The following is a 20,547-nucleotide window of genomic DNA, read 5'->3' as shown; positions in this document are numbered from 1 at the left end:
CTGACGCCGCGCACGGTCAGAGCGGCACAGCTTCGGCGAGGACCGGTGCGAAGTGCTCGTCCTCTTCGATGTCATCGGTGAGGACATCGACCTCGAACCCGGTGATGTGCTCGACCACGTGGGCGAATCCGCCGAGGTCGAACAGCGAAGCCACGGGCGTCAGGCTGACCAAGAGGTCGATGTCGCTGTGATCGGTGTCGTGACCTCGAACGGCTGAGCCGAAGACGCGGACGTTCTCGAGGTGGAAGCGTTTCGCCTCGTCGAGGATCGTGTCCGCGAAGACCGCGAGCGGAATGCTCGGTCGGGTGCGAGCAGCGGTGAGGATGCGCTCGAGAGACTTTGGGCGGGGTCGGCTCCGTCCGCTCTCGTAGTCGGAAAGCTCCGGGAAGTCCACTCCCGCGGCCTCGGCGAGGTGGGCCTGCGAGAAGCCGATGTCCTCGCGCGCAGCACGGATCAGTTCTGCGGCGCGGTCGATTCGCTTAAACGCTTCCTCCACGATCATCGACTGTAGGAGGATCGCGGCGGCTTCGGGAGGGAGTCGAGGGGCTAGATTCAGACCGTCCGAGCGCCCGAGGAGGCCCCATGTCGTACGTCGTCGACTTCGTGAACGTGTCCACGGTGGGTCTGGAGTCCTCGCCGGTCGCCGACGCACTCGCCGGGCTCCGGGCCAACGAGGCGCGGTACTTCGCGAACAAGTACGACCATGTGTTCACCACGCACGCCGCGGCTGATGTGCCGGATCTGGTTGCCTACGTGCGGCGGGTCCTCGAAGAGGAACGCGGGCTGGTCATCGCGTCACCACCGCTCGAGGCCACGGAAGCGCTCGTCGACGGCGTGCGCTGGACGTACGTGTTCTACGAGTCCGGCTTGGCGATCAACGTGCTCTACACGCTCGAACCGGGCGGCAAGCGTGCGGTCGGCTTCAAGCTGTCCGACGGGATGGACGTGCCCGAGGAACTCGCCGACAAGTTCAAGTTCGCACGGCAGAAGTCGAAGCTCGCCGGCACGATCCGCGGCTCGTTCTTCGTGGTGAAGGGCGAGTACTGACGTGGCGAAGCAGCCGTGCATGCAAAATGTTTGGTACGGCAGGCAACGCTGATCGACCCTGGTCACCACGAACCGGTGATGAAGGGCAGGGCATGGGCTATGACGGCGACTCTGGTGAAGACTGCGGTGATGCACGGCCTGTACGTCGGGTTCACGGGGGACAGCTCCCGAGCGCGGGCGATGCGGGAGCTGCTGAACGAGAAGCGGGCGTCAGCGGCACAGCGGGCGGCAGCCGAGGAGAGGCGGACGCCAACGTCCTCGACATCGCTGCAACGGAGATGTGCAGTGGACCGGTAGCGTTTCCGCGCGTCCTGGCCGAGTACGAGCGGCTCGTTCCGGGAGCGGCCGAGCGGATGATCGGCTGCCACCTCCGCTCCGAAGCGGTCGCTGCTGACGCCGTCGAGCGTCTGAGCAGAGCGGAGGCAGTCGCCGTCCTGACGGGTGTCATCGGTGCGCAGGTGCTCACCGTCGGAGCGCTCATCGCGGGGCGATCCTCATCTCGGCCGGTCACCCCGTCGGAGCGCTCGCAGCGATCGTGCCCGGCGTGCTCGGGGCGGCATCGCAAGTCGTCGCTGCGGCCCGTCGAGGTGTGTGACCGTCGAAACGTGGGTCGCAGGTACGACGAAGCGCCGCCGGGGAGCCCGGCGGCGCTTCGCGTTCGTACTGGTGGAGCCTAGGCCGCGAGGGCCATGTCGCCTGCGTGCACGGACTGTGCCTGCAGCAGGGTGCGGCTGGCCTCGCCGGCCCAGGAGCGGCCCGGGACGGTCCAGCCGGCCTCGCCGACGGCGTCCAGACGGGTGCCACGGGTGACGAAGGTCTGCAGGTCGTCGGCCGCGATGCGGACGAGGTACTCGCGCTGCGAGCGGTCGTCACGCACGGGGAACTCGGCGATGCGGTCGGGGGTGATCGTCGGGGCCGCGAGTGCGGTCCCGAACACGGTGATTCGTTCGTTGCTGGTCATGGTGCTGTACTTCCTGGTCATTCGGCGCCAGGGCGACTCGGTGTCGGCGGACGTCTCAGTCCGGCGCGACGCATCGAGTGCGGGGCGCGCACGTCGAGTTTCAACGTGCTGCTGATCCGTTCGGATCGAGCGGGGGTCTCGCTTGGAATGCGACTCGGGTGAGTCGGTGTCGAGACGTTGGTGTTCGCGAGTCAGATGGGTTCGCTGCAGTGCACCAAAGAAACACTATACGGGCCCGATGCCGAGAAGTCCAGCAAACCAGCAGATCCGATCAGGACGCCAGGAACGCGTCCCATCGCGAGCCACCTGCAGCCACGTTGCCGGAGCTGTCGAGTCGTCCAGCGGCGGAGGCCGGCTTGCGCGAAGCCTGCGCGTGGATCAGTTCGTCGAACGCGCCGGAGAACCCGAGGCGGGGCAGTGCGGTGGCGACGGCGTGCAGGTCGTCGGTGGACCACCGCGAGAACCCGGCACCGGAGACGTCGAGCGAGGTGGCGACCTCGAGCAGGTGCCCCTCCACGTCCATCGCGGGGTCGACGGAGGTCCACATGTGCCGCTCGATGACCTCACCGACGCGTCGAGCGCGGGCTGCGTCCCACCCGGCGCCGAGGGCGAAGACGGAGCCCACGGCGCCGCCGGCGTCTTCGAACGGCACGGCGTGGGCGTCGAACGACGGTGTCACGCCGAGGTCGTGCAGCATCGTGGCGACGAAGAGCAGTTCGCGATCCGGCTCGAGGTCGACGGTCGGGGCGAGCAGGACCGCCCACGCCCACGAGCGCAGGCAGTGGTTGACCAGTGCGGGGGATGACCAGCTGCGGACCACGTCCAACGCCCGTGCGGCGACGGGGGAGGGCGGGGTGAGCAGGGCTTCGACGTCGAGCGACATGGCACGACAGTAACGGTGCGGCGGAGCCGTAACGGCGCGGAAACGTGCCGGGCCCGAGCCGGAAACAGCGCACCGTTAGCTTTCGGATCACTGAGTACCCGCTCAGCACCCGACCTCCTCCCGAAGGACCTGCACCCATGCAGCACCGCCTCCGGCTGCGCCCCCGCGCGACGATCGTGTCCTCGACACTCGCCGCCGCCGGGGCGATCGGCCTCGCCGCCCTGACCGCCTCGCCGGCCCATGCAGCACTGACCGCGACGACCGCCACCATCGACGCCCCCTCCACCGCGACCGTCGCCACTGCGTTCGACGTGGACCTGACGATCCCGGCGACGACCGACGTCTACGCGTACGAGATCACGCTCGACGCCGACGCGGACTCCCTGGCGTACGTCGACGACAGCGTCACCGGTCCCGACGGCGGCTTCGACAGCGTCGAGCAGGACGGCGACGCCCTGACGATCGTGCACACCCGCCTCGGGACGTCCCCGGCGCTCAGTGGCGACCTCGCGGCGTCGATCGGCCTGACGCCGACCGCAGCGGGCAGCGCCGACCTGGCGGTCACGAGCATCACGCTCGTCGGCTCCGACGGCACCTCTACGACCCTCACCGACCCGGCGAGCACCACGATCTCGATCGCCGCAGCGGCGACGGCCACGCCGACGCCCACCGGGACGGCCACGCCCACGCCGGGGGCCACCGCCACGGCCGACCCGGGCGCCGGTGCGGGTGACCCGGACCCGACGACCACCTCCGACCCGACCAGCGGCGCCACCGCCGTGGCCGCGGCGGGTGGCGACCGTCCGACCGGCGGCGCACTCGCCTGGACCGGCGCCGACGTCGCCCCGTGGATCGCCGCGTCCCTGGCCCTCCTCGCCGCCGGCGGGACCCTGATCACCCTGCGTGCGCGCCGCGCCCGCCGCGAGCGCACCGGAGCAGCCGAATGACCGCCACCAAGCCGGACGCCAGCAAGCGGGCCGCCACCAAGCCGGACGCCAGCACGAAGCACGCCCGGAAGCGCACCGCCGTCGCCGGCGCCTCGCTCATCGCCCTCGTCGGCACCGTCCTCGCCGCGACCCCCGCGATCACGGCCGCAGCGGCACCGGCAGTCGTCGACGCCAGCCCCGCCGCGATGCTCGCGCCGTACTACACCGACCTCGACCTGACCGGCGACGACCAGGTCACGAAGGCCGACCTCGCGGTGCTCACCGAGCACCTCGGCACGACGAGCGCCAGTGCCGACTGGGCGACGGTCAGCGCCGCGGACACCGACGCCGACGGCACGATCACCGTGGCGGACCTCGCCGCGCTGTCCCAGCGGATGATCTACGACGACGGCCCGTTCACCCTCGTCGAGGCGTCCACCATCGACATGCAGGCCGCGATGAACGCCGGGGTCACCACCTCGGTCGCCATCACGCAGGACTACCTCGACCGCATCGCCGCGTACGACCGCACGAAGGTCGACTCCGCGTCGACCGGCCGCGCGCTCAACTCGATCGTCACGACGAACGCCGAGGCCCTCGCCGCGGCGAAGACGGCGGACGCCGAGCGTGCCGAGCACGGCATGACGAGCATGTTGCTGGGCGTGCCGATCGCGGTGAAGGACAACTACGACACCAAGGACATGCCGACCACAGGCGGCTGCGGCTGCTGGGACGACAACCAGACCGACACCGACGCCACCATGGTCGCCGGGCTGCGCGGTGCCGGTGCGGTGATCCTCGCCAAGGCCAGCCTCGACGAGTTCGCCTACGGCTTCGTCTCGGAGTTCTCGTCGAACCAGCCCGCCGGTTCGTCGCTCCTGGTCGCCAGCCCGTACAACACGGCGCAGACCGCCGGAGGCTCCAGCGGTGGCACGGGTGCGGCGATCGCGGCGAACCTCGCCGGCATCGGGTTCGGCACCGACACCGGTGGCTCGATCCGCATCCCATCGACGTACAACCAGCTGGTCGGCATCCGCCCGACCGTCGGCCTGGCCAGCCGTGACGGCATCATCCCGCTCGCGCTGTCGCAGGACACCGGTGGGCCCATCGCCCGGTCGGTGACCGACGCGGCCGTCGCGCTCGACGCCGTCACCGGCGTGGACGCGGCCGACCCCGTCACGAGCGCGCAGTCCGGCAAGGTGCCGACCTCGTACACGTCGTCGCTCGACGCGGACTCGCTCGAGGGCGCCCGCATTGGCTACGTCACGAGCATGGTCGGTACGAACGCCACCACCAAGCGCCTGTTCGACGCGTCCGTCGCGAAGCTCGAGGCCGCCGGCGCGACCGTCGTCCCGATCACCGCGACGACGGCGTTCAACCGGGTCCTGTCCGAGGGCAGCGGCAGCACGAACGAGTTCAAGCACGACCTGGACGAGTACGTCGCGAAGCACCTCGACCCCGATGTGACCGCCCGGTCGCTGCAGGGCATCCTGGCCTCGGGCGAGTACGTGCCGAGCCGCAAGTCGACCTACGAGTCCCGCGACCTGATCACCGACGCGCAGTACCAGGCGTGGGCCGGGCCGACGGGGTCGCACACGACGCAGCTCGCCACGGGCAAGCAGCTCGTCACCCAGATGCTCGACGACCAGGACCTCGACTCGCTCATCTACCCGTCGGGCACGCCCTACGGCACGCAGTCGACGAACATGCGTCTCAGCCCGAACACCGGCATGCCGGCGATCACCGTCCCGATGGGGCAGGCGACCGCGGCCGACGGCACGGTCACCGGCGCCGGCGTGAACCTCGAGTTCCTCGGCCGCTCGTTCGACGAGAGCACGCTGATCGGCCTCGGCTACGCCTTCGAGCAGGAGACGAAGGCGCGCACCACGCCCGCGCTGTACCCGGCGCTCGGCTGAGCTGAGCGGGTCGCGTTACGCGACCACAGGACGGACGGGAGGCCCGTGGCGACACCGCCACGGGCCTCCCGTCTGCCTGTTCCGTCAGTTCAGGGTCGGGGTGTCCTCCGGCACGACGCCGTCGGCGTACAGGTCGGTCGCCAGGTCGCGGAGCGCCCGCAGCGCGACGCGCTGCGTGAGCGGACCGTAGGAGATGCGGGCCACGCCGAGGGCCTCGTACTCGGCGGCCGGCAGGGCACCCGGCAGACCGATGACCGACAGCTTGCCGCGACCGAGGCCGGCGACGAGCTGCTCGACGACGTCGCGCTGGATCGCGCCGGGCACGAAGACGAGCGCTGCGCCGTTGTCGAGGAACGCCTTGCCGCGCGCGATGGCGTCCGCGATGCTCTCGTCGAGCGGACGGTCGCCGCCGCGGGCGATCGCGTCGGTGCGGGCGTTCAACTGGAAGTCGACGCCCTCGGCCTGGGCGGCGGCGGTGATCGCGGCGACCCGGGCGACGGCCTCGTCGAAGGGGCGCAGGCGGTCCTCGACGTTTGCGCCGACGATGCCCGAGCCGATCGCTCGCCGGATGGTCTCGGCGGGGTCCTCGTACCCGTCGTCGAGGTCAGCGGTGACCGGCAGGTCGGTCGCGGCGGCCACGATCGCAGCACCCGACAGCGCGAGGTCGAGGGGCATCCCGCCGTCCTCGTACCCGTAGGACGCGGCGATCGAGTGCCCGGCGGTGGCGATCGCCTTCGTGCCGGGCAGGTCGCTGACGACCTTCGCGGTGATCGCGTCCCACACGTTCACGACGCGGAGGATCTCCGGGGCTTCGTGCAGCTGCTTGAGGGTGGTGGCCTTGTCGGCGGTGCTCGTGCTCATGGGACCGACAGTAGGCGGGGCGACGCCCCGCGTCCCAGGGTGCGCGGAAGACGACGCTGGATGACAGGCGGGCTCGCGCCGGGCCTCCCGGTCGGTGCATGCTGGGACGCATGGCGAGCGACGAGCAGGACCCGGTCGGCACGCTCCGCGGGGTCCGGACCAGCATCAAGTGGACGCGGTACGCGCCCGACGTGCTGCCCCTGTTCGTCGCCGAGATGGACCACGACGTCGCGCCGGAGATCCGGCAGGCCCTGATCGAGCGCGTGTCGCAGTCGGACCTCGGTTACCTGGACGGACCGGGGCCGCTCGCACCCGCGTTCGCGCAGTTCGCCCTCGACCGCTGGGGCTGGGAGATCGATCCGTCCCGCATCCACCTGGCCACCGACGTCAGCGTCGGGATCGTCGAGTCGCTGCGACTCGCGCTGCCCGACGGCGGCCGCGTCGCGATCACGCCGCCGGTGTACCCGCCGTTCTTCGAGCTCGTCGACGAGGCCCGATGTCAGGTGGAAGAGGTGCCGCTAATCGAGCAGTGGGGGCAGTACCGACTCGACCTCGAGGGACTGGAGCGGGCGTTCGCGAGCGGCGTCGGCGTCTTCCTGCTCTGCAACCCGCACAACCCCGTCGGCCTGGTGCACGACCGCGCCGACCTGCTCGCGATCGCCGAACTCGCGGCGAAGTACGACGTCCTCGTCATCAGCGACGAGATCCACGCACCCCTGACCCACCCCGGCGTGCAGTTCACCCCGTTCGCGGCCGTCGCCGAGCCCGTCGGAGCCCGCAGCGTCTGCGTGACCTCGGCGAGCAAGGGGTGGAACCTCGCGGGCGTGAAGTGCTCGATCATCGTCGCCGGTGACGACCGGACCGCCGCACTCCTCGACACCCTGTGGGAAGAGGTCGCCTGCCGAACGAGCATCCTCGGGCTGCACGCGAACCTCGCCGCGTTCACCGTCGGGACCACGTGGCTCGACGACGTGGTGTCCCGGATCGTGGCCAACGACCGGCTGCTCGCGAAGCTCCTCGCCGAGCACCTGCCCGGGGTCGTCTACACGCGGCCTCGAGCCGGGTACCTGGCGTGGCTCGACTTCCGCGGGATCGGGCTCGGCGACGACCCGGCCGTGCCACTGCGGGAGAACGCCTACGTCGCACTGAACTCGGGGCTCGGGTTCGGGAGCGAGGGGCGTGGGTTCGTCCGCCTCAACCTGGCGTGCTCACCGGAGACGCTGCGCGAAGCCGTGTTCCGCATCGCCTCGGCGTACCCGTCGAGTGCGCAGGAGGGGCTGGTCTGGCACGTCGCGTGAGCGCCGGGGTCAGTCGATGTACTGGTTGCGCCCGACGACGCGGATCTGCAGCTCGTCGGCGCGGTCCATCGCCAGGATCTCCCGGGTGACGAAGCCGACGGCCGGCCATCGGTCGACCTCGGTCACCATGAAGCCGTCGATGAACACCTGCCACGCGCCGCGCTCACGGACCGCCTGCACCTCGTACGTCGCCATGTCGCGAGCGTACCGAAACGGCGCTGCCTTCAGCGCAGTTCGAGCGTCATGTGCACGTCGGCGCGGACGTACGGGCTCGGCACGAGCTCGTCGTCGCGCAGGTGCCGGAAGCCGAACGCCTCGTACAGGTGCACGGCGCTGGCCAGCTGCGCGTTGCTCTCGAGGTCGACCCGCTGCGCACCGAGCTCCCGAGCGCGCTCGAGTGCAGTGGCGATGAGCTTCCGACCGGTGCCGTGCCCCTGGTGGCCCGGAGCGACGGCCATCTTCACGAGCTCGAACACCCCCGGCGTCGTCGGGACGATGCCGATGCACCCGATCACCTGGTCGTCGAGTCGTGCGACGAACACGGCGCCGCCTGGCTCGACGACGTGACCGACGGGGTCGCCGAGGAACTTGCGGTCCTCGTCCTCGAGCGCGAAGAACTGCGTGATCCAGGCCTCGTTGAGGACGCGGAACGCCTCGGCGTCGGCGGGGGTGGCGAGGTCGGCGATGGTGACGGTGGAGGTCGCTTCGGGCATGCGTCCATCCTCCGATCCCGATGAGGTCGCGTCCAATACTCGTTCGCTTCGATCGATAGGCTGCGTGCATGGATCGGGATCCGGACGTCGACCTCCGTCAGCTTCGCGCGTTCCTGGCCGTGGCGGACGAACTGCACTTCGGGCGCGCTGCGGAGCGCCTCCGCATCGCACAGCCCGCGCTGTCCCAGCAGATCCGCCGCACGGAACGCGAACTCGGCGTCGACTTGTTCGTCCGGACGAGCCGCAGCGTCGCCCTCACCGCCGCCGGCCGGGTGCTGCGGGGGCGTGCGCGGTCGTTGCTCGGGCAGGTGCGCCGCGACCTCGACGAGACGGTCCGGGTCGGGCGGGGCGAGGCCGGCCGGCTCGACGTCGGGTTCGTCGTCTCCGCGCTGCCCCTCGGGCCGATCGAGCGGGTGCAGGCGTTCCGCGAGCGGTACCCGATGGTCCGTGTGGACCTGACCGAGGGCTACTCGTCGACGCTCCTCGCCCGCATCGTGCGAGGCGAGCTGGACCTGGCCGTCGTGCGCGACCCGGATCCGGACCCCGCCGTGCGGCTGCTGCCGTTCCGGACCGAGGCGTTCGTCGCGGCGGTCCCGCGCGGACACCGGCTCGCGGACCGGACGGCGATCCGAGGCCCCGAGCTCGTGGACGAGCCCTTCGTGTTCTTCCCGGCCGTGGCCGGTTCACTCGCGACCGAGCGCAACCTCGCTCCGGTCACCGCCGGTGGTCGACGGCCCGCGGTCGTGCAGGAGGCCACGACCTGGGCCACCGTCCTGCACCTGGTGGGTGCAGGACTCGGCGTGACCGTCGCTCCGGAGAGCGCCGCGCTCGCCGCACCGGACACCGTCGTCCTGCTGCCGCTGACCGACAGCGACCACCGCAGCGAGCTGTCGTGGGCGATGCGCGCCGACGACGACCGCGAGATCCTGCGGAACTTCGTCGAAGCCGACTGAGCGACGCCCAGCGGGAAGCGCTCCGCTCAGCCGAGCGCGAGCACCGGCGCCCGGTGGTCGCCGAGCTCGTCGACGTGCCACGGCCGCGCACCCCGCAGGGTCAGCCCGAGCTGCACGAGCACGAACCCGACGTGGGGTTCGACGTCGGGTTCCCACGGCCCTTCGACCCCGAGGCCGAACGCACCGAGTTCGTCGTCGGCCTCGTCACGCAGGGTGAGGCGCCAGCGGCCGTCACCGAGTTCCTCGACCACGGCCCAGCGGGCGGTGCCGAAGCGGCTCACGCCGACTTCATGATGTCCGCGGTGAAGTTCTGCACGCGCTGCAGCAGCGAGGCGCCGCGCATCGCGATCGTCGCCGGCGGGTTGAGGTGCGGAGGAGCGGTGCGGATGAGCATCGAGCACCCGAGGTCCTCGCAGATGTAGGTGCCGATCGTGTTGCCGTTGCGCCCGGCCTCGCCCGCACGGGGCGCCGAGAACAGCCGCACCTGCGTCGCCGGCTGCGGGGAGTGGCAGAACGAGCACATCGCGGCGATGCCGGCGCGCAGGGAGCCGCCCGCGGAACGGACGATGATGCCCACGGGGCGGTCGTCGATCCAGGACACGATGTACCCGCGGCGGGCGGCCTGCGGGTCGCGCCAGCCCAGGAACTCGCGCTCGTCCCAGAGCATCTCGTGCAGGCCGGGGATCGGCAGCTGCTCGAGCTCGTCGGGGGTGGCGTTGACGAACGAGGATCGGATGTCGGCTTCGGTCAGTGGCTTCACGGTCCGATCACCATATGCCTCGCCTCCGACACGTGCTCGCTCAGGACAGCCTGGAGGCCCGGATCGCCCCGAGCGCGCTGCTCTCGTCCGCCACCAGGACGGCCCGGCGCAGGGCGTCGCGTCCGACGCGTCGGGCTGCGGCGTCGTCGGCGGCGAACTCCACGAGGACGCGCGTCGAGCGTGCCATGGCACGCGCACCGGGCACCCACGGGACCGCACGCTCGATCGATTTCGCGACCGCGACCGCCGCCGCGTGGTGCTGGGTCAGGTGGGCGCGTTCGTGGGCGACCACGGCCTCCAGTTCGTCCGTCCGCAACCGGTCTGCCAAGCCGGTGCTGACCAGCACACCGCCGCTCCGTCCGGGCACCGCGCAGGCCAGGGCGTGTTCCGCGTCGACGACGGCCACCGGGGTGCCGTCGATCTCGCGGTGCGGCGCGACGCCGGAGCGCATGGCCTGGCGGACGGCCTCGTGCTCGGGTCCGGGGCGGACGCGGACGGCGACGACGAACGCGATGACCGCGAGCAGTGCGACACCGACGTTGAAGCCGTGCGTGGGGGAACCGTCCCCGCCGAGGAGCTCGCTCAGCGGGCGATCGGCGAGCACGACGAGCGCGATGCCGGCGACGAAGCCGACGACGCCGAGCAGCACCGCGAGTGACCAGCACACCAGTGCGGTGCGCGGCCGGTCGATGGTCCAGGCGGACCGGGTCAGCACCCTCGGGGCGAACACGACCACCAGCAGGGCGAGGACGATGAGCGCGATGCCGGCGACGACCACGGAGCGGCCCCGGTCAGGAACGTGCGCGGGCGTCGAGGGCGCGGCGGAGGGCTTCGAGGTCGTCGGAGGCGAGCGAGCCGGTGAACTGCAGCAACGCTGCTTCACGGTCGGCCGAGGCGGCGAGCGCGCTCGACATGAGGGACGCGGTCTGTTCGTCGCGACTGTGCACGGCGCGGAAGCTCAGCGGGGCGTCGTCGTGCTCCTGCCGCTCCACCTGGCCCTTGCGTCCGAGCCGGTCGAGGACGGTGAGCACCGTGGTCAGCGCCGGCCGGGGCTCCGGGAACGCATCGAGCACCTGCCGTGCGGTGAGGCCGTCGGTCACGGAGCGGAGCGCGTCGAGCACCGCTTGCTCGAGCTGCCCCCTGGGGCGTGATCGCTGTCCGGCCATCCCCGCATTCTACGAGATGTCGAAGGCCGGCACACGACACACGTTCGTAACGCGGTCTCGGTATGCTCGGCGCGGACAACTGAACACACCGGCCGCTCATCCGTCGCGGGAGACGCCGTGCAGTGCCCACGGGTACATCGTGCCCACGGGTACATCGTGCCCACGGGTACATCGTGCCCTCGGGCACACCGCGCCCTCGGGCGCACGCACGGCACCGAAGGAGCAAACCCCCCGTCAATCTCTCAGGTCCCACACCGCAGCGGACAGGCCACTCTGAAAAGCAGACGCTCAGTCGTCTCGCCCACGGTGAAAGCCGCCGGACCTCACGGGCCGCGGTGAAACTCTCAGGCCCATGACAGAGGGGGAGTTCCACCCGGCGATCGTCGCCGGGTCCTGCTGATGCCAGGAGAACTCCGCCATGAGTCCGACGCCACTGCGTTCGTCCCCGCTCGAACCCGCGCACGAAGCCGCCGGTGCGACCTTCACCGACTTCGCCGGGTACCGCATGCCCGTGCGCTACTCGTCCGACCTCGCCGAGCACCACGCGGTGCGCCAGTCGGCCGGGGTCTTCGACCTGTCGCACATGGCCGAGATCGGCGTCACCGGTCCGGATGCCGTCGCGTTCCTCGACCACGCGCTCGCCGGGTCGTTCGGTGCGATGCCGCTCGGCCGCGCGAAGTACTCCCTGCTGCTGGCCGAGGACGGCGGGATCCTCGACGACCTCGTCGTGTACCGCACCGACGACGACGTGTTCCTCGTCGTCGCGAACGCCTCGAACCGCGAGGTCGCCGTCGCCGCGCTGTCCGCGCGCACCGACGGCTTCGACGTCGCGGTGTCGGACGACTCCGACAGCACCGCACTCGTCGCGATCCAGGGCCCCGCGGCCGCCGGCACGCTCGACGCCCTCGTCGTCGCCGACCGCCTGCAGCCGGAGAGCCCCCTCGACGACCTCGGCTACTACCGCGCCCTGCACGCCGTGTTCGACGGCTCCGAGGTGCTCGTCGCCCGCACCGGGTACACCGGCGAGGACGGCTTCGAGCTGTACAGCGCACCCGAGGTCGCCCCGGCGATCTGGGACGCGCTGCTCGAGGCCGGCGCCGACCGCGGTGTCGTCCCCGCCGGGCTCGCAGCGCGCGACACCCTGCGGCTCGAGGCCGGCATGCCCCTGTACGGACACGAGCTCGGCACTGACGTGCGCCCCGCCCAGGCAGGCCTCGGACGCGTGGTCGCCAAGAGCGGTGACTTCGTCGGCGCTGCTGGTGTCGCGCCGTCGGACGACGCCCGCGTGCTCGTCGGGCTCGTCACCGAGGGCCGCCGCGCCCCGCGTGCCGGCTACGACGTGGTGCACGACGGCACGGTCGTCGGCACCGTCACCTCGGGTGCCCTCTCGCCGACGCTCGGCCACCCGGTCGCGATGGCCTTCGTGGACCCGGCGCTCGCCACCGAGGGACAAGTCCTGCACATCGACGTCCGCGGAACGGCCATCCCCAGCACCGTCACCGCGTTCCCCTTCTACCGCCGTCCTCAGAAAGGCTGATCCCGTGAGCGACCAGACCGCACTCCAGTACACCGCCGACCACGAGTGGCTCCTCGTCGAGGGCGACACCGTCACCGTCGGCATCACCGACCACGCCGCCGAGCAACTCGGTGACGTCGTCTACGTCGAGCTCCCCGCCGTCGGCACCGCCACCACCGCGGGCGAGCAGATCGGCGAGATCGAGTCCACCAAGAGCGTCGGCGAGCTCTTCGCGCCGATCGAGGGCGAGGTCGTCGCGGTCAACGACGCCGTGGTCGACGCCCCCGACACGGTCAACCAGGACCCGTTCGGCACCGGCTGGCTCGTCAAGATCAAGGTCGACGGCACCTCGTTCCCCGAGGACCTGATGGACCACGACGCGTACCGGGCGTCCATCGCATGACCGGCCCCGACGACCAGCAGGGGTTCCAGAACCTGCAGACCTCGTTCGCCGACCGCCACATCGGCACCACCCCGGCCGACCAGCAGACGATGCTCGACACCGTCGGCCGGCCGTCGCTCGACGCCCTGGTCCGCGCCGCGATCCCGGAGTCGATCCACGCAGCACCCGTCACCGACTCGGTGATCCCCGCCGCCGTCGGCGAGACCGAGGCGCTCGCCGAACTCCGCGCCAAGGCCGGGCGCAACACCGTCCGCCGCGCCATGATCGGGCTCGGGTACCACGGCACCCACACCCCCGCCGTGATCCAGCGGAACGTGCTCGAGAACCCGAGCTGGTACACGGCCTACACGCCGTACCAGCCGGAGATCTCCCAGGGCCGGCTCGAGGCGCTCATCAACTTCCAGACGATGGTCTCCGACCTGACGGGCATGGCCACCGCCGGCGCCTCGATGCTCGACGAGGGCACCGCCGTGGTCGAGGGCATGCTCCTCGCCCGCCGCGCGTCCAAGGTGAAGGGCGACGCGTTCCTCGTCGACGACGACCTGCTGCCGCAGACCCGCGCGCTGCTCGACCACCGTGCGGACGCCGTCGGCATCACGCTGCGTGCGTTCGACCCCGTCGCCGGGCCGACCGACGAGCAGCTCGACGGCGCCTTCGGCGTGATCGTGCAGTACCCCGGTGCCTCCGGCCGGATCGTCGACCCGTCGTCGATCATCGAGCGCGTCCACGCCGGTGGCGGCATCGCCGTCGTCGCGGCCGACCTGCTCGCCATGACCCTGCTCGCCAGCCCCGGTGACCTGGGTGCCGACGTCGCCGTGGGGACGAGCCAGCGCTTCGGCGTCCCGCTCGGCTTCGGCGGCCCGCACGCCGGCTACCTCGCCGTCCGCGCCGGCCTCGAACGCCAGCTGCCCGGTCGCCTGGTCGGGGTCTCCTTCGACGCCGACGGTGCGATGGCCTACCGCCTCAGCCTGCAGACCCGCGAGCAGCACATCCGCCGCGAGAAGGCGACGAGCAACATCTGCACCGCGCAGGTCCTGCTCGCCGTGATGGCCTCGATGTACGCCGTCTACCACGGGCCCGAGGGGCTGCGCTTCATCGCGGACCGGGGCGCCCGGACGACGTCGGCGCTCGCCGCGGTCGCCCGTGACGCCGGGCTCGAGGTCGTGCACGACGCCTTCTTCGACACGCTCACCCTGCGGGCCACGGGTCGCGCCGGGGCGGTCGTCGCCGCGGCACAGGACGCCGACTTCCTGCTGCACCAGGTGGACGAGGACGTGTTCCAGCTCTCCGTCGACGAGACGACCACGCCCGACGACGTCACCCGACTGGCGGGCGTGTTCGGGGCCGTGGACGTGACCGTCCCTGCGACCGAGGCAGCCGTCCGTGACGCGGCCGCGGGCCTCCCGGCCGGTCTGGTGCGCACGAGTGAGTACCTGACGCACCCCGTCTTCAGCGCACACCGCAGCGAGACCCGCATGATGCGGTACCTCAAGCACCTGGCGGACAAGGACTACGCGCTCGACCGCGGCATGATCCCGCTCGGCAGCTGCACGATGAAGCTCAACGCGGCGACCGAGATGGCCGCGGTGACGTGGCCGGAGTTCGCGAACATCCACCCGTTCGCGCCGCGCGGCGACGTCGAGGGCTACCTCGACATGATCGGTGACCTGGAGTCCTGGCTGGCCGAGGTCACCGGGTACGACACCGTGTCCCTGCAGCCCAACGCGGGCAGCCAGGGCGAGCTCGCCGGACTCCTCGCGATCCGCGGCTACCACCTGGCGAACGGCGGCACCGAGCGCACCGTCTGCCTGATCCCGTCGAGCGCGCACGGCACGAACGCGGCCTCGGCGGTCCTCGCCGGCATGAAGGTCGTCGTGGTCGCCTGCGACGAGAACGGCAACGTCGACCTCGAGGACCTCCGCGCGAAGACGGAACAGCACGCCGACACGCTCGCGGCGCTGATGATCACGTACCCTTCGACCCACGGCGTGTACGAGCACGACATCCGCGAGATCTGCGACGCCGTGCACGACGCCGGCGGCCAGGTCTACGTCGACGGCGCGAACCTCAACGCCCTGCTCGGCCACGCCCGCTTCGGCGACTTCGGCGGCGACGTCTCGCACCTCAACCTGCACAAGACCTTCTGCATCCCGCACGGCGGCGGCGGACCCGGTGTCGGTCCGGTCGCGGCGAAGGCACACCTGGCGCCGTACCTGCCGGGGCACCCGTTCGCCCAGCAGGCCGACCGACGGCCCGGATCGACCGCGGCCGAGGCCGACGACCGCCTGGCGCACGCCGGCGGGCCGGTCAGCGCGGCACCGTACGGCAGCCCGAGCATCCTGCCCATCACGTGGACCTACGTCCGGATGATGGGGCTCGAGGGCCTCACCCGCGCGACCGAGGCAGCCGTGCTCGGGGCGAACTACATCGCGGCCCGACTGCGCGACGCGTTCCCGGTGCTCTACACGGGCGAGGACGGCCTCGTGGCGCACGAGTGCATCCTCGATCTGCGTCCGCTGCGCGACACCACCGGCATCACCGTGGACGACGTCGCGAAGCGCCTGGTCGACTACGGCTTCCACGCCCCGACCATGTCGTTCCCGGTCGCCGGCACCCTGATGGTCGAGCCGACCGAGAGCGAGGACCTGGCGGAGCTCGACCGCTTCGTCGACGCGATGCTCGCCATCCGTGCCGAGGCCTCGGCGGTGGAGCGCGGGGAGTGGACGGCGGACGACAACCCGCTCGTGCACGCCCCGCACACGGCGTCGTCGGTGATCTCGGGGGAGTGGGCGCACGCCTACACCCGCGAACAGGCCGTCTACCCGTTGCCGGGCATCAGCGGCCGCAAGTACTGGCCGCCGGTCCGCCGGATCGACCAGGCCTACGGCGACCGCAACCTGGTGTGCGCGTGCCCGCCGGTGGAGGCGTTCGCCTAGCGACCCGCGTCCTCGACGCACCACCGAGATGACGGGAGGCCCGTGGCGGACCCGCCACGGGCCTCCCGTCCGTCGTCAGCCCGGTCAGGCGACCGGCGTGACGGGCAGGTGCTCCGCCCACCACGCGAGGACGTGCTCGAACCGCTGCACACGGTGCCACGGCGTGCCGGAGCGGGAGAGCTCGTGGCCCTCGCCCGGGAACACGAGGAACGACGCGTCGACCCCCGCGCGCCGGAGGGCCACGAACTGGCGCTGCCCCTGCTCGATCGGGCAGCGCCAGTCCGCTTCCGAGTGCGCGACCATGAACGGGATGGTGACCTGCGCGGCGTACGTCAGCGGGCTCCGGCGACGCTGCTCCTCGGGGTCGGCACCGACGTAGGCCTCGGCGAAGTACCAACCGATGTCGGAGCTGCCCGCGAACGAGTCCCACGCGTTCACGGCGCGCTCGCTCCACGCGGCGACGAACCGCTCGCCGTGGTGCGCGGCGACCCAGCTCGTCATGAACCCGCCGTAGGAGCCACCCATGATGCCGACGCGTGCCGCGTCGAGGTCCGGGCGCTCGAGCGCTGCGTCGAGCAGGGCGAGCACGTCGTCGACGTCGACGGTGCCCATCGCCCCGATGACCGCGCGGCCGTGGTCGAGGCCGTACCCGCCGGATCCGCGCGGATTGCCGATGACGACGGCGTACCCGGCACTGGCGTAGACCTGCGCCTCGTCGAAGAACGCCCAGGTGTCCTGGCCGAACGGTCCGCCGTGCACGACGCGGAGGACTGGGTGCGGCCCCTCGCCCTCGGGCAGGACGACCCAGCCGTGCACCGGGGTGCCGTCGGGAGCGGCGCCGGTGAGCTCCTCGATGCGGCGGACCCCGGGGGCCGATGCCTCGGACCGGAGCGGCGCCGCGTAGTCGGTGACGACCGTGGGGACGGCGTCCTCGGATGCGGTCAGGTCGACCACGTGCACCTCGCCGGGCGAGTCCGTCGTGGCAGCCGTGGCGACCAGGACGTCCCCGTCGACGTCGAAGCCCGAGACGACCAGACGGCCCCCGAGGACGACCCCGAGTTCGTCGAGCCGAAGCGGAGCCGTCGTGCCGGTGGGGACACGACGGACGCTGACGGTGCCACGGTCGAGCACCATCACGAGGACGTCGTCGCGGTGGAACACCGGCGTGCCGGTGACGTCGACGGTTTCACGGGCGGTGAGCCGTACCGGATCGGAGCCGTCCGCCGCGACCCAGAGTCCTTCGGGTTCGCCGACCAGCTGCCCGTCGCGGTGCGACGCCCCGACGTAGTGGACGGTACGGTCCGGGGCGATCGCGATCGAGCTGACCGAGCCCTCGGTCCGGATCGCCAGCGCCATCGTGCCGTCGGACGCGTCGACGCGGTACAGGTCGTCGTCGTGGGTCTCACGCTCGCCGAGGTCCCGCGGGGCGACGACGAGGAGCGCGCTGCCGTCCGGGTACCAGGCCGGCGCGGAGACCGAGCAGGGCGCGCTCGTGAGCGGGGAGTCCACCCGTGCCGCTGCGGGGTCGGTGACGTCGACGACCACGATCTGCTGCGGCTTGTCGAGCAGGTACCCCGTGCCGTCGACGTGGAAGTCGAGCCGGGACACGAGCCGCGGCGCCTCGGCGTCCGCTGCCGGACGACGGTCGCCGCCGGGGACCTCGGAGCCGTAGCGTCCGGGTTCGGGGAAACGTGCGGCCACGGCGACGCGTGTCGAGTCGGGCGACCAGACCGGGGTGCCGGCGCCGAGCGGCAGGGCGGTGACGACGCGGGCCTCGCCGCCGTGCACCGGCGCCACGGCGAGCTGCGGGTGTGCGACGCCGTGGTCGTCCTGGACGGACCGGAGGAAGGCGAGCGAGCGACCGTCGGGGGACAGGGCTGGCGACGAGTCGCGGTCGCCGGACGTCCAGCGGACCGCGCCCTCGGTGGTCACATGTTCGATGGTGCTGCGGTACGCGTCCTGCTCGAGGTCCGGACGGGAGACCGCGACGAAGGCCGCTCCGCCGTCCCCGGGATCGCCGCTGACGGTGGGGGAGGAGGGGACGTGGAGATGGGGGATGTCGTTCGCGAGCACGTGTTCACGGTACGGCTGGTGCGGCACGGATGCCCGGGTCCTGAGGCGGCCTCGGAACAGGTCTTCCTTGCACAGAACTGTGTCGCAGTGCAACGAATTTCATGCAGATGCAACAAAAGCGCGAGGGCGTTCAGCAAGCGCGCGAATCTTGCATCTTCTCGCAAGGATCGTGCAAGTTGGTTACCGGCTTGTAACCGTTCGCTCCAGGGTTTGGAGGCTGCTGTCCACCTTGCCTACAGTGCAGATGTCAAACGCGCCCGGGTGACACCGCTGTGCCCTTGCGCGTCCCATGCACCAGGAGGAACCTTGATCAAGAAGCGCGCCGGGCTTGCAGCCCTCGCCGTGCTCGGGGCCACAGCACTCGCCCTGACCGCCTGCTCCAGCAACAGCAACAGTGGGGGTGGCTCGGGCTCGTCCAACGCCTCGGGCATCGTCACGACCAACGGCAGCGAGCCGCAGAACCCGCTGATCCCGTCGAACACCACCGAGACCGGTGGCGGCAAGATCATCGACTCGCTCTTCGAGGGCCTCGTGTCCTACGACGCCGATGGCAAGTCCGTCAACGAGGTCGCGAAGAGCATCGACACCGATGACTCGAAGACCTTCGACATCACGCTGAACACGAACTACACGTTCACGAACGGCGAGAAGGTCACCGCGAAGTCCTTCACCAAGGCCTGGAACTGGGCCGCGCAGAAGTCGAACGCCCAGGGCGCCAGCTACTTCTTCGAGAACATCGAGGGCTACGACGCCGACAAGGACTCGGAGCTCACGGGCCTCAAGGTCGTCGACGACGACGAGTTCACCGTCACGCTGAAGTCGGCCCAGTCGGACTTCCCGCTGTCGCTCGGCTACTCGGCGTTCGTGCCGCTGCCGTCCTCGTTCTACGACGACACCAAGGCGTTCGGTGAGAACCCGATCGGCAACGGTCCGTACAAGCTCGACGGCAAGAAGGCCTGGACGCACAACCAGTCCATCAAGCTCGTCACCAACAAGGACTACGAGGGCAAGCGCAAGCCGAAGAACGGTGGTCTGACGATCACGTTCTACGCCTCGCAGGACACCGCGTACTCCGACGCGCAGGGCGGCAACCTCGACGTCCTCGACGCCGTGCCGGACAGCGCCTTCAAGACGTACAAGTCGGACTTCCCGGACTCGAACGTCAACCAGCCGGCCGCCATCTTCCAGGCGATCTACCTGCCGTACTACCTCGACCACTGGAAGGGCGAGGAAGGCACGCTGCGTCGTGAGGCCGTCTCGATGGCCATCAACCGCAAGCAGATCACCGACAAGATCTTCGACGGCACGCGCACCCCGGCGAAGGACTTCACGTCGCCGGTCATCGCTGGTTGGAACGACGACCTCGAGGGCTCCGACGTCCTGGACTACAACGAGTCCGAGGCCAAGAAGCTGTGGGCCGAGGCCGACAAGATCTCGAAGTACGACGACACCCTCACCATCACGTACAACGCCGACGGTGGGCACGAGGCGTGGGTGACCGCGGTCACGAACTCGATCTCGAACACGCTCGGCATCAAGGCCGAGGGCAACGCGATCCCGACGTTCCAGGAGGCCCTCGACCTCCAGACGAACGACAAGCTCACGGGCGGCAGCCGCACCGGTTGGCAGGCCGACTACCCGTCGCTGTACAACTTCCTCGGCCCGACCATGGGTGAGGGCTCGTCGAACAACTACTCGCGGTACGACTCCAAGGAGTACAACGAGCTGCTCGCCGAGGGCCGTTCGGCCGCCACGGTCGAAGAGGGCAACAAGGCCTTCGACCAGGCCCAGGAGCTCCTGTTCAAGGACCTCCCGGAGATCCCGCTCTGGTACTCGAACGTCACCGGTGTCTGGAACGCCGACAACGTGTCCAACGTGAAGTTCGGTTGGAACTCGGTGCCGCTGTACTACGACATCGAGGTCAAGAAGTAACACCGCTCTCCTCGAGAGCACCGCGTGGGCAGGTATCCTGCCTCGCGACCACCGGACGGGGGTTGGGGGGGGGCCCCCCGGGCCCCCCCCCCCCCCCCCCCCCCGCCCCCCCCCCCCCCCCCCCCCCCGCCGCCCCCCCCCCCCCCCCCCGCCGGCCCCCCCCCCCCCCCCCCGAGGGCCTACATGTCCCGGCCGCCACCGAG

Annotated in this window: 20 protein-coding genes and 1 riboswitch; of the genes, 9 read left to right on the top strand and 11 right to left on the bottom strand. The window is 71.0% G+C overall.

Going from position 1 to position 20,547, the window contains the following annotated elements; genetic code table 11:
* Positions 1 to 16 precede the first annotated feature (16 nt).
* Entirely contained in the window at positions 17 to 496 is a 480-nt protein-coding gene (locus ABH929_RS13245; RefSeq protein WP_404561567.1) for a nucleotidyltransferase domain-containing protein, read from the bottom strand.
* A gap of 86 nt (positions 497 to 582) precedes the next feature.
* On the opposite strand from ABH929_RS13245, the gene ABH929_RS13240 reads away from it, so the two are divergent.
* The gene (locus ABH929_RS13240) at positions 583 to 1,047 is read left to right on the top strand and encodes a phage tail protein (protein WP_123294134.1); all 465 of its coding nucleotides are present in this window, start codon (positions 583 to 585) and stop codon (positions 1,045 to 1,047) included.
* 673 nt (positions 1,048 to 1,720) lie between these two features.
* On the opposite strand, the gene ABH929_RS13235 is transcribed toward ABH929_RS13240, so the two are convergent.
* Both ABH929_RS13235 and ABH929_RS13230 read right to left on the bottom strand, forming a co-directional pair.
* On the bottom strand, positions 1,721 to 2,008 hold the full coding sequence (locus ABH929_RS13235; RefSeq protein ID WP_111084949.1) for a hypothetical protein: 288 nt from the start codon (positions 2,006 to 2,008) through the stop codon (positions 1,721 to 1,723).
* Positions 2,009 to 2,279: 271 nt separating this feature from the next.
* Entirely contained in the window at positions 2,280 to 2,891 is a 612-nt protein-coding gene (locus ABH929_RS13230; protein ID WP_404561566.1) for an HD domain-containing protein, read from the bottom strand.
* A gap of 137 nt (positions 2,892 to 3,028) precedes the next feature.
* On the opposite strand from ABH929_RS13230, the gene ABH929_RS13225 reads away from it, so the two are divergent.
* Complete coding sequence (locus ABH929_RS13225) at positions 3,029 to 3,838, top strand: hypothetical protein (RefSeq protein WP_404561565.1); 810 nt, start codon at positions 3,029 to 3,031, stop codon at positions 3,836 to 3,838.
* The gene (locus ABH929_RS13220) at positions 3,835 to 5,733 is read left to right on the top strand and encodes an amidase family protein (RefSeq protein ID WP_404561564.1); all 1,899 of its coding nucleotides are present in this window, start codon (positions 3,835 to 3,837) and stop codon (positions 5,731 to 5,733) included. Before ABH929_RS13225 ends, ABH929_RS13220 begins: the two co-directional genes overlap by 4 nt.
* An 84-nt stretch (positions 5,734 to 5,817) precedes the next feature.
* Here ABH929_RS13220 and ABH929_RS13215 read toward each other — a convergent pair whose 3' ends face one another.
* Positions 5,818 to 6,594, bottom strand: coding sequence for an isocitrate lyase/phosphoenolpyruvate mutase family protein (locus tag ABH929_RS13215; protein WP_205464112.1), 777 nt, complete (start codon positions 6,592 to 6,594; stop codon positions 5,818 to 5,820).
* Between the two features lie 110 nt (positions 6,595 to 6,704).
* Between ABH929_RS13215 and ABH929_RS13210 the strand changes: the two genes are divergently transcribed.
* Positions 6,705 to 7,892 (top strand): MalY/PatB family protein, encoded by a 1,188-nt coding sequence (locus ABH929_RS13210; RefSeq protein ID WP_404561563.1) that lies wholly within the window; start codon positions 6,705 to 6,707, stop codon positions 7,890 to 7,892.
* A 9-nt stretch (positions 7,893 to 7,901) separates the two neighbouring features.
* On the opposite strand, the gene ABH929_RS13205 is transcribed toward ABH929_RS13210, so the two are convergent.
* Positions 7,902 to 8,087, bottom strand: a complete 186-nt coding sequence (locus tag ABH929_RS13205) for a hypothetical protein (RefSeq protein ID WP_404561562.1) — start codon at positions 8,085 to 8,087, stop codon at positions 7,902 to 7,904.
* 29 nt (positions 8,088 to 8,116) lie between these two features.
* Positions 8,117 to 8,605: a GNAT family N-acetyltransferase gene (locus tag ABH929_RS13200; RefSeq protein ID WP_205464115.1), complete on the bottom strand. Its 489-nt coding sequence runs from the start codon at positions 8,603 to 8,605 to the stop codon at positions 8,117 to 8,119.
* Positions 8,606 to 8,673: 68 nt separating this feature from the next.
* Between ABH929_RS13200 and ABH929_RS13195 the strand changes: the two genes are divergently transcribed.
* Positions 8,674 to 9,558 (top strand): LysR substrate-binding domain-containing protein, encoded by an 885-nt coding sequence (locus ABH929_RS13195; RefSeq protein ID WP_263089446.1) that lies wholly within the window; start codon positions 8,674 to 8,676, stop codon positions 9,556 to 9,558.
* Between the two features lie 26 nt (positions 9,559 to 9,584).
* Here ABH929_RS13195 and ABH929_RS13190 read toward each other — a convergent pair whose 3' ends face one another.
* The 4 genes from ABH929_RS13190 to ABH929_RS13175 are packed head-to-tail and all read right to left on the bottom strand — an operon-like array spanning position 9,585 to position 11,484.
* On the bottom strand, positions 9,585 to 9,839 hold the full coding sequence (locus tag ABH929_RS13190; protein ID WP_404561561.1) for a hypothetical protein: 255 nt from the start codon (positions 9,837 to 9,839) through the stop codon (positions 9,585 to 9,587).
* Positions 9,836 to 10,318, bottom strand: coding sequence for an FBP domain-containing protein (locus ABH929_RS13185; RefSeq protein WP_123673093.1), 483 nt, complete (start codon positions 10,316 to 10,318; stop codon positions 9,836 to 9,838). Before ABH929_RS13185 ends, ABH929_RS13190 begins: the two co-directional genes overlap by 4 nt.
* Before the next feature lie 40 nt (positions 10,319 to 10,358).
* Positions 10,359 to 11,096, bottom strand: a complete 738-nt coding sequence (locus ABH929_RS13180; protein WP_404561560.1) for a M48 family metalloprotease — start codon at positions 11,094 to 11,096, stop codon at positions 10,359 to 10,361.
* A 13-nt stretch (positions 11,097 to 11,109) separates the two neighbouring features.
* The gene (locus tag ABH929_RS13175) at positions 11,110 to 11,484 is read right to left on the bottom strand and encodes a BlaI/MecI/CopY family transcriptional regulator (RefSeq protein ID WP_111084962.1); all 375 of its coding nucleotides are present in this window, start codon (positions 11,482 to 11,484) and stop codon (positions 11,110 to 11,112) included.
* A gap of 263 nt (positions 11,485 to 11,747) precedes the next feature.
* Positions 11,748 to 11,853, top strand: a riboswitch (glycine riboswitch).
* 49 nt (positions 11,854 to 11,902) lie between these two features.
* Here ABH929_RS13175 and gcvT point away from each other — a divergent pair.
* From gcvT to gcvP, 3 genes are read left to right on the top strand one after another with little or no spacing between them, the layout of a single operon-like run.
* Complete coding sequence (gcvT, locus tag ABH929_RS13170) at positions 11,903 to 13,021, top strand: glycine cleavage system aminomethyltransferase GcvT (protein ID WP_131921577.1); 1,119 nt, start codon at positions 11,903 to 11,905, stop codon at positions 13,019 to 13,021.
* 4 nt (positions 13,022 to 13,025) lie between these two features.
* A complete protein-coding gene (gcvH, locus tag ABH929_RS13165; RefSeq protein ID WP_123294121.1) occupies positions 13,026 to 13,403 on the top strand; it encodes a glycine cleavage system protein GcvH in 378 nt (125 codons plus the stop codon).
* Positions 13,400 to 16,339 (top strand): aminomethyl-transferring glycine dehydrogenase, encoded by a 2,940-nt coding sequence (gene gcvP, locus ABH929_RS13160; RefSeq protein ID WP_404561559.1) that lies wholly within the window; start codon positions 13,400 to 13,402, stop codon positions 16,337 to 16,339. Before gcvH ends, gcvP begins: the two co-directional genes overlap by 4 nt.
* Before the next feature lie 84 nt (positions 16,340 to 16,423).
* On the opposite strand, the gene ABH929_RS13155 is transcribed toward gcvP, so the two are convergent.
* Positions 16,424 to 18,412: a prolyl oligopeptidase family serine peptidase gene (locus ABH929_RS13155; protein WP_404561558.1), complete on the bottom strand. Its 1,989-nt coding sequence runs from the start codon at positions 18,410 to 18,412 to the stop codon at positions 16,424 to 16,426.
* Positions 18,413 to 18,718: 306 nt separating this feature from the next.
* On the opposite strand from ABH929_RS13155, the gene ABH929_RS13150 reads away from it, so the two are divergent.
* A complete protein-coding gene (locus tag ABH929_RS13150; protein WP_404561557.1) occupies positions 18,719 to 20,344 on the top strand; it encodes an ABC transporter substrate-binding protein in 1,626 nt (541 codons plus the stop codon).
* The last annotated feature ends 203 nt before the right edge of the window (positions 20,345 to 20,547 follow it).

This window comes from Curtobacterium sp. AB7 (genome assembly GCF_044909335.1).
GTDB lineage: Bacteria > Actinomycetota > Actinomycetes > Actinomycetales > Microbacteriaceae > Curtobacterium.
This window is presented reverse-complemented; position numbering and strand designations above follow the sequence as displayed.